Source organism: Gemmatimonadaceae bacterium, assembly GCA_036273715.1.
Taxonomy (GTDB): domain Bacteria; phylum Gemmatimonadota; class Gemmatimonadetes; order Gemmatimonadales; family Gemmatimonadaceae; genus JADGGM01.
The window spans coordinates 1-7,023 of the sequence record DASUHB010000003.1; the positions used below are offsets into that span (position 1 = coordinate 1).

The 7,023-nt window shown below is 66.5% G+C and carries 6 protein-coding genes; 1 reads left to right on the top strand and 5 read right to left on the bottom strand.

Going from position 1 to position 7,023, the window contains the following annotated elements:
* The 3 genes from VFW04_00330 to VFW04_00340 form a co-directional block, all read right to left on the bottom strand.
* Positions 1 to 705: hypothetical protein (locus tag VFW04_00330; protein HEX5177747.1), on the bottom strand; the 705-nt coding region annotated here is incomplete at its 3' end.
* 130 nt (positions 706 to 835) lie between these two features.
* Entirely contained in the window at positions 836 to 1,804 is a 969-nt protein-coding gene (locus tag VFW04_00335) for an aldo/keto reductase (protein ID HEX5177748.1), read from the bottom strand.
* A 14-nt stretch (positions 1,805 to 1,818) separates the two neighbouring features.
* Complete coding sequence (locus VFW04_00340) at positions 1,819 to 2,655, bottom strand: isocitrate lyase/phosphoenolpyruvate mutase family protein (protein HEX5177749.1); 837 nt, start codon at positions 2,653 to 2,655, stop codon at positions 1,819 to 1,821.
* Between the two features lie 178 nt (positions 2,656 to 2,833).
* On the opposite strand from VFW04_00340, the gene ettA reads away from it, so the two are divergent.
* On the top strand, positions 2,834 to 4,510 hold the full coding sequence (gene ettA / locus VFW04_00345; protein ID HEX5177750.1) for an energy-dependent translational throttle protein EttA: 1,677 nt from the start codon (positions 2,834 to 2,836) through the stop codon (positions 4,508 to 4,510).
* Between the two features lie 30 nt (positions 4,511 to 4,540).
* Here ettA and VFW04_00350 read toward each other — a convergent pair whose 3' ends face one another.
* Together VFW04_00350 and VFW04_00355 are read right to left on the bottom strand one after the other, a co-directional pair.
* On the bottom strand, positions 4,541 to 6,184 hold the full coding sequence (locus tag VFW04_00350; protein ID HEX5177751.1) for an ATP-binding protein: 1,644 nt from the start codon (positions 6,182 to 6,184) through the stop codon (positions 4,541 to 4,543).
* A partial coding sequence (locus VFW04_00355; GenBank protein ID HEX5177752.1) for an ATP-binding protein occupies positions 6,181 to 7,023 on the bottom strand: 843 nt, incomplete at its 5' end. The genes VFW04_00355 and VFW04_00350, both read right to left, overlap by 4 nt.

Here is a 7,023-nt window from a genome sequence, read left to right on the forward strand (position 1 = left end):
ATACACGCCGTCGTGGCTGATCACATGGATGGCGTTCGCCGAGCCCTGGCCCAGCAGCGTCACGCGCTCGCTGTCCGGCGCCGCGGACGACATCCCGCTCTGCACGATGTCGGTGTGCCGGACCACCCGCCATGCACGCTGGCCGTTCACTGTCGTATCGCCGGTGACGCGCGACAGCGTGACCGAGCGAATGTTGACGGCAAATCCATCCTTGTCGACGTGCTCGTTCGTCGTGTCCGCCCAACTCGTGCCCGGGGCGACGGGTTTGGGGGGAAACGACACCAGAAAACGGCGAAAGGCCCGGTAGAGCGCAATGACGTCAGGATCGGTCGTGCCCGGCGGCGGATCGAACTGGTAGAGCCTCCCCTGCGGGGAAATGAGACCGGTGAGCTTCTGGCCGAACAGGTGACGGACATCCGGAGCGGGCGCATCGAACTTGGTCGAGACTCCGACCGAATCGAGCGTGATGCCGAGCTGAAGTGTGTCGCGCGATTTCGCGGTAAGCTGCAGAGTCACGAGCTGCGTCGTGGTGACGTCGAACTCGAACGGGGCGCGGCCGCCGCCCTGGATCTGCTCGCGGTGCACTTCCGTGACCCACCGATAGTGCTGCGTGCCGGGCGCGTAGACGAAGTCGCCGGACTGAGCCGCGACGTCGCCTAACGGAACCAACAAGAGGAGGCCGAAACCGACGAGTCCGGGTCGCATGACGAGCTCCTTCGAAGTAACGATGCCGCCGCGCCGGCGGCCTCCGCCGACGCGTGTCCTGTCCGTTAAGCATACCACCCGCTCGGCGGTAATCCGAGGCCGGCTCCGATACGGATTCAGCTCGGCGCGATCAATGATGACCTTTCACGGCGTGCGGACGATAGGGCGCTTCGAGCGCCTTGCACTCACCGGCGTCCAGGTGGAGGTCGAGCGCACGAATCGCGGTCTCGAGATGCTCGAGTTTGGTCGCGCCGACGATCGGGGCGGTGACGCCGGGCCTGCTCAACAGCCACGCGAGTGCGACCTCGGCGCTGCTGACGCCGCGAGCCGTTGCAACGCGGTGAGTGGCGGCCACGACGTCTTCGTCGCCCGGCGAGTCATAGAGACCGCGCGCGAAGTCGTCGGAGTCGATGCGAACGGTGTGCTCGCCCGGTGCGCGCGCGAGTAATCCGCGCGCCAACGGCGACCACGGAATGATTCCAATTCCTTCGGAGCGGCAGAGCGGAATCATTTCCCGCTCTTCTTCCCGGTAGACGAGATTGTAGTGGTTCTGCATCGACACGAAGCGCGCCCATCCGTTGCGCTCGGACGCGCTCAGCGCTTGCGCCATTTGCCACGCGTATCCGGAGCTTGCGCCGATGTAGCGAACCTTGCCCTGGTGCACGAGAAGGTCGAGGGCGGCCAGCGTCTCGTCGATCGGGACATCGGCGTCGAAGCGGTGGATCTGATAGAGGTCGATCGTTTCGATGCCGAGCCGCGTGAGGCTCGCTTCGCACGCCTGGACGATGTGTTTGCGAGACAGGCCACGCATGTTGGGCGCGCTTCGCATCTGGTTGAACACTTTCGTGGCGATGACGATCTCGTCGAGAGACGCCATCTCGCGCAGCCAGCGTCCTGTGATTTCCTCGCTCCTGCCCACCGAGTACATGTCCGCGGTATCGAAGAAGTTGATGCCGGCGTCGAGCGCGCGCTTGAAGAACGGTCGGGCGGCAGCTTCGTCGAGCACCCAGGCGCGCCAGCTCGGGCTGCCGTAGCTCATGCAGCCGAGGCAGAGACGGGAGACGGTGAGACCGGTGGTTCCGAGTGTGGTGTAGAGCATGGTCAAGGGAGGCGTCAGATTGGGCGCTGATGGGTCGTGAGCGTTCGCTGCGCTTCGGCGTGGGTGATGGCGCCCTCGAGCATCGCATCGAAGCGGCCGTGCAGCCGCAATTCGCCTAACCGACGCTTCGTTTGGCCCAGGGCCGCCCGATACACGCCGCCGCCGAGGCTGATGCGCGCGACACCGAGCTTTGCGAGCTCGGCAACGGGCGGCGAGGCCGGCGTGGCGAGCACGTTGAGCGGCGCGTTGAGCGCGTTGACCAGGCGTCCGATGATGTCCGGATCGGCGACGCCGGGAGCGAACAGACAATCGCCTCCGGCGTCGCGGTAGGCAGTCAGTCGGCGTACGGTTTCGTCGAACCGCGTGTTGGGCGCACCGATTTCAGCGAGGTAGACGTCGGTGCGCGCATTGATCACGAGGTGGACGCCGAGCTCGTCCGCTGCTGCGCGCGCCGCGCGGATGCGCGCGACTTGAAGTGGGATGTCGAGCAGCGGCTTGTTGGGATCGGCGGTCGAATCCTCGAAGTTGAATCCGACGGCGCCGGCTTTGATTGCGCCGCGCGCCGTGGCAGCCGCGTCGTCGGGGCTGGGTCCGTAGGCCGCCTCGAGATCGGCGCTGACCGGTACGCGTACGGCTTTCGCGATGCGCGCAACGGCAGCGAGCATCTCGTCGCGGGTGATGTCTTCACCATCTGCGTAGCCGAGTGACCATGCGACGCCCGCGCTGGTCGTGGCGATCGCCGGGAAGCCGGCATCTTCGATCAGTCGTGCGCTGATCACGTCCCAGGCGTTCGGGAGCACGAGCGGTGTGGCGGCGCGGTGCAGGGCGAGAAAGTCTGAAGCGAGTGACACGAGCAGGGACTCGCGATGAAGGGTTGATGTGTGGATGGAGAATGTATTGCCCGAGGAATAGCGGCGTGGCCAGTCCCGATGCTGGGTTTCGCCGGCCTCGGCGATGGGTGGTGTGATTTGCCAGTAGGACGGGGCCGCGTTCCGATTAAGTTGCGTGTTCCCTCAACCGCGTTCTTCCATGCCAGCGCAGTTCATCTACGTCATGAAGGACCTGAAGCGGGTGGTGCCGCCGTCTCGGGTCATCCTCGAAGGGATCTGGCTCTCGTTCTATCCGGGCGCGAAGATCGGCGTGTTAGGCGCGAACGGCGCCGGCAAGTCGTCGCTGCTCAAAATCATGGCCGGAGTCGATCACGACTATCAGGGGGAAGCGTGGCCCGCCGCGGGCACGCGCGTGGCGTATTTGCCGCAGGAGCCGCAGCTGGATCCGAGCAAAGACGTCAAAGGCAACGTCGAAGAAGCGGTGCGCGAAACGCGCGAGCTCCTGCTGCGCTTCGACGCGATCGCGGCAAAGTTCTCGGAGCCGATGTCTGACGACGCGATGCAGAAACTGTTGGACGAGCAAGCAAAGGTGCAGGAGCGCATCGACGCAGCCGACGCCTGGAATCTCGACCACAAGATCGAGATCGCGATGGACGCGCTGCGCCTTCCGCCGCCGGATGCCGACGTGTCCAGGTTGTCCGGCGGCGAGCGCCGCCGCGTTGCGCTCTGCCGCATCCTGCTCGAGCAGCCGGATCTGCTCCTGCTGGATGAACCGACCAACCATCTCGACGCCGAGAGCGTCGCGTGGCTGGAGCGTCACCTCGCCGAGTTCCCGGGGACGGTGGTCGCGGTGACGCACGATCGCTACTTCCTCGACAACGTCGCGAAATGGATTCTGGAGCTCGACCGCGGGCGCGGGATTCCGTGGGAAGGGAACTATTCGTCGTGGCTCGACCAGAAGCGGACGCGTCTCGCGCAGGAGGAAAAGCAGGCGAGCGCGCGGCAGCGGACGCTCGAGCACGAGCTGGAGTGGGTGCGCATGGCGCCGCGGGCGCGGCAGGCGAAGAGCAAGGCGCGCATCACGCGCTTCGAGGAGCTGGCCGCCGGCGACGTGGGGGCGCGGGTGCTGCAGAGCGAGATCGTGATTCCGCCGCCGGCGCGGTTAGGCAACGACGTGGTGATCGCCAAGGACCTGCGCAAGGCCTTCGGGGACACGCTGCTGTTCGACGGCCTCTCGTTCAGCCTGCCGCGGGGCGGCATCGTCGGCGTGATCGGGCCTAACGGAGCGGGAAAGACGACGCTCTTCCGGATGATCGTCGGCCAGGAGCAGCCGGACGCGGGCACGCTCACGGTGGGCGACACCGTGAGCATTGCGTACGTCGATCAGGGCCGCGCGCTCGACGGCGCGCGCACCGTCTACGAAGAGGTGAGCGACGGCCGCGACACCATCGACATCGGCTCGCGCGAGCTCAACGCGCGCGCTTATCTCTCGAGTTTCGGCTTCCGCGGACCGGATCAGCAGAAGCTCGTGAAGGACCTGTCCGGCGGCGAGCGCAACCGCCTGCACCTCGCCAAGCTGCTCAAGGGCGGCGGCAATCTCCTGTTGCTGGACGAGCCGACCAACGACCTCGACGTCGACACGCTGCGCGCGCTCGAGGATGCGCTGGTGCAATTCGCCGGCTGCGCGGTGGTCATCTCGCACGACCGCTGGTTCCTCGACCGCATCGCCACCCACATGCTCGCGTTCGAGGGAAACAGCGAGGTGGTGTGGCACGAGGGCAACTACCAGGAGTACATGGAGGATCTCAAGCGGCGGAAGGGCGCCGACGCCGATCAACCGCACCGCATCAAGTACCGCCGGCTCGTCCGCGCCTAACGGTTAGGCGCTGCGGCGCCAGGCCGCCGCTCACGGCCGCGCCGGCAGACTGAGCCTGAACGTCGAGCCCACGCCCAACGTGCTGGTCACGGTGAGGTCGCCGTTCATGCCCCGCGCCAGGTCCCGGCTGATCGCCAGGCCTAACCCGACGCCCGCGTGCTCGCGCACCAGCCGCTGGTCGACCTGCACGAATGGGTCGAAGATCACGTCGAGCTTGTCCGGCGGAATCCCGGCTCCGGTGTCGGTGACGTAGAAATACGCGCGCTCGGCGTCCCGTGTGCACCGCAGCGTGATCGTGCCGCCCGGGTCCGTGAACTTGATCGCGTTCGACAGCAGGTTGAGCAGTATCTGCTTCACTTTGTCGGAGTCCGCATGCACCATGACTTTCGTGGGACACGGCACCTTCACGAACGTCACCGATTTCGCCCGCACCTGCAGCTCGACGAATTCGCTCGCGGCCTCGATCGCTTCGTCCGCCGCCATCTCGGTGATCGTGTACTGAATCGATCCGCTCTCGAGCTTTGCAAAGCTGAGCAGGTCGTTGATCAACGTGAGCAGCGTCATCTCGCTCTTGCGGATGCGCTCCAGATCGTTGAGCTGGTCCTGCGTGACCGGCCCGCGCACGCCAAGTGAGATCAGCTCCGTGAAGCCGGCGATCGCATTCAACGGGGTGCGCAGCTCGTGCGACATCACGGCGAGGAAATCGCTCTTGGCACGGTTCGCCGATTCCGCTTCGCGCCGCGCATCCTCGGCATCGCGCAACGCCTGCGCTGTGCGCGCCAGCAACCCTTCGTGCTCGATCTGCGCCGCCTTCCGCGACGTGATGTCGGACAGCACGCAGACGGTGAGCGATTGCTCGGGCGAGCGGGCGACGACGCGATCGGTCGACACGCTCAGCCACCGCCCGCGCCGCGCCACCTCGACATCGCGCAGCGCCGGGCCGCCCACGATGCCCGCGAGCGCATCCGGGCGTTCGATGCCGAGGTCGTCAATCACTTGCGTCCACGGCTGCCCAACGAGCGTCCGCGGATGGCCGCGGACCAGCGCGCTGCCGGCGCGGTTGCAACGCCTAACGATCCCGCCTTCATCGATGAGAAAGATCGCCTCGCCGATGGCGTCGAACGTGGTCCGCCATTCCACCGCCGCGCGCCGAAAGGCCGACTCCGCGCGTCCGGCGCGCAGGAGGGCGCGCGCCGTGGCCAGGAACAACGGCGGATCGATCGGATGCGTCAGATATGCATCGGCGCCAGCGTCCAGGCCGTACGCGCGATCCGCGCTGCCGGTGTAGCTCGCCGAGAGATACATCAGCGGAATGAACTTCGTTGCCGGATCGGCCTTCAGTCGCTGACAGACATCGTAGCCCGTCATGTCGGGCAGTCGAATGTCCAGCACGATGAGATCCGGTTGCGCCTTCGCGAAGCGGAGCGCCTCGGCGCCGGTCTCGGCTTCCGTGACACGCATGCCGGCGCCGCGCAGCACGCGTCCGGCAGTGTACCGGTTGCCGGGCGTGTCGTCCACCACGAGCACCGACGGAACTCCGCCGTCGCCGAGGGACTCCGGCACATCGTCCACCGGCCCGTGGATCTCGATGACCGTGCGATCCGCGTTCGGAGGCAGATCGTTGCGCGGCGCGGGATCGACGGGCACGCCGCCTTCCGTGTGCATGCTCATCATACCGTTGCCTCATGCGGTGCGGGCTCGTTAGGCGCGGGCTGCTCGGCCCAACCGGAGTGCCGCCGTGGAACGATGACGCTGAAGGTCGACCCGCGTCCCGGCGCGCTCACCAGCTCGATCCGGCCGCCGAGCAGCGTGGCGAGCGTGCGCGACAGACGCAATCCGAGACCGCTGCCGTGCACGCGCCGCTGCAAGCGGCTGTCGATTTGCGTGAACTCTTCGAAGACGCGCTCCTGATCCGCGGCCGCGATGCCGATGCCGGTGTCCCGGACATCGAAGCGCACCGTGTCTCCGATCTCGACGCGCGCCGACACGCGGATCTCGCCGCGCTCGGTGAACTTGATGGCGTTCGACAGCAGGTTGCGCAGAATTTGCGCGAGCCGGGTGTCGTCCGTCTCGAGCAGCGTATTCGACTCATCGTCCTCGAACGAGAGATTCACGGCATCGGACGTGAGGAGCGGACGAGAAATCCCGCGCAGCGCGGCAAACAACTCGCCCACCGTGACCGCGCGATAGCGGAGCGTGCTGTGTCCCGCTTCGATGCGCGCGATGTCCAACAGGTCGTTCACAAGGCCGGTCACGGTCTGCACCGATTGCTGGATCAGTTCCACTTGCCGCTCCTGTTCCTCGGTGAGCGGCCCGTCCGCGCGATCGAGCAGGAGACGCGCGAGGTTGAGCACCGACGTCATCGGCGTGCGAAGCTCGTGACTCACGTCCGAGAGAAACCGCGTCTTGTGCTCCGAGGCGCGCTTGAGATCCTCGGCGCGATCCTCGAGCTCCGCATACAGCGCCATGACGCCGCGATTCGTCGCCTCGAGCTCGCCGTTCAGCCACTCGAT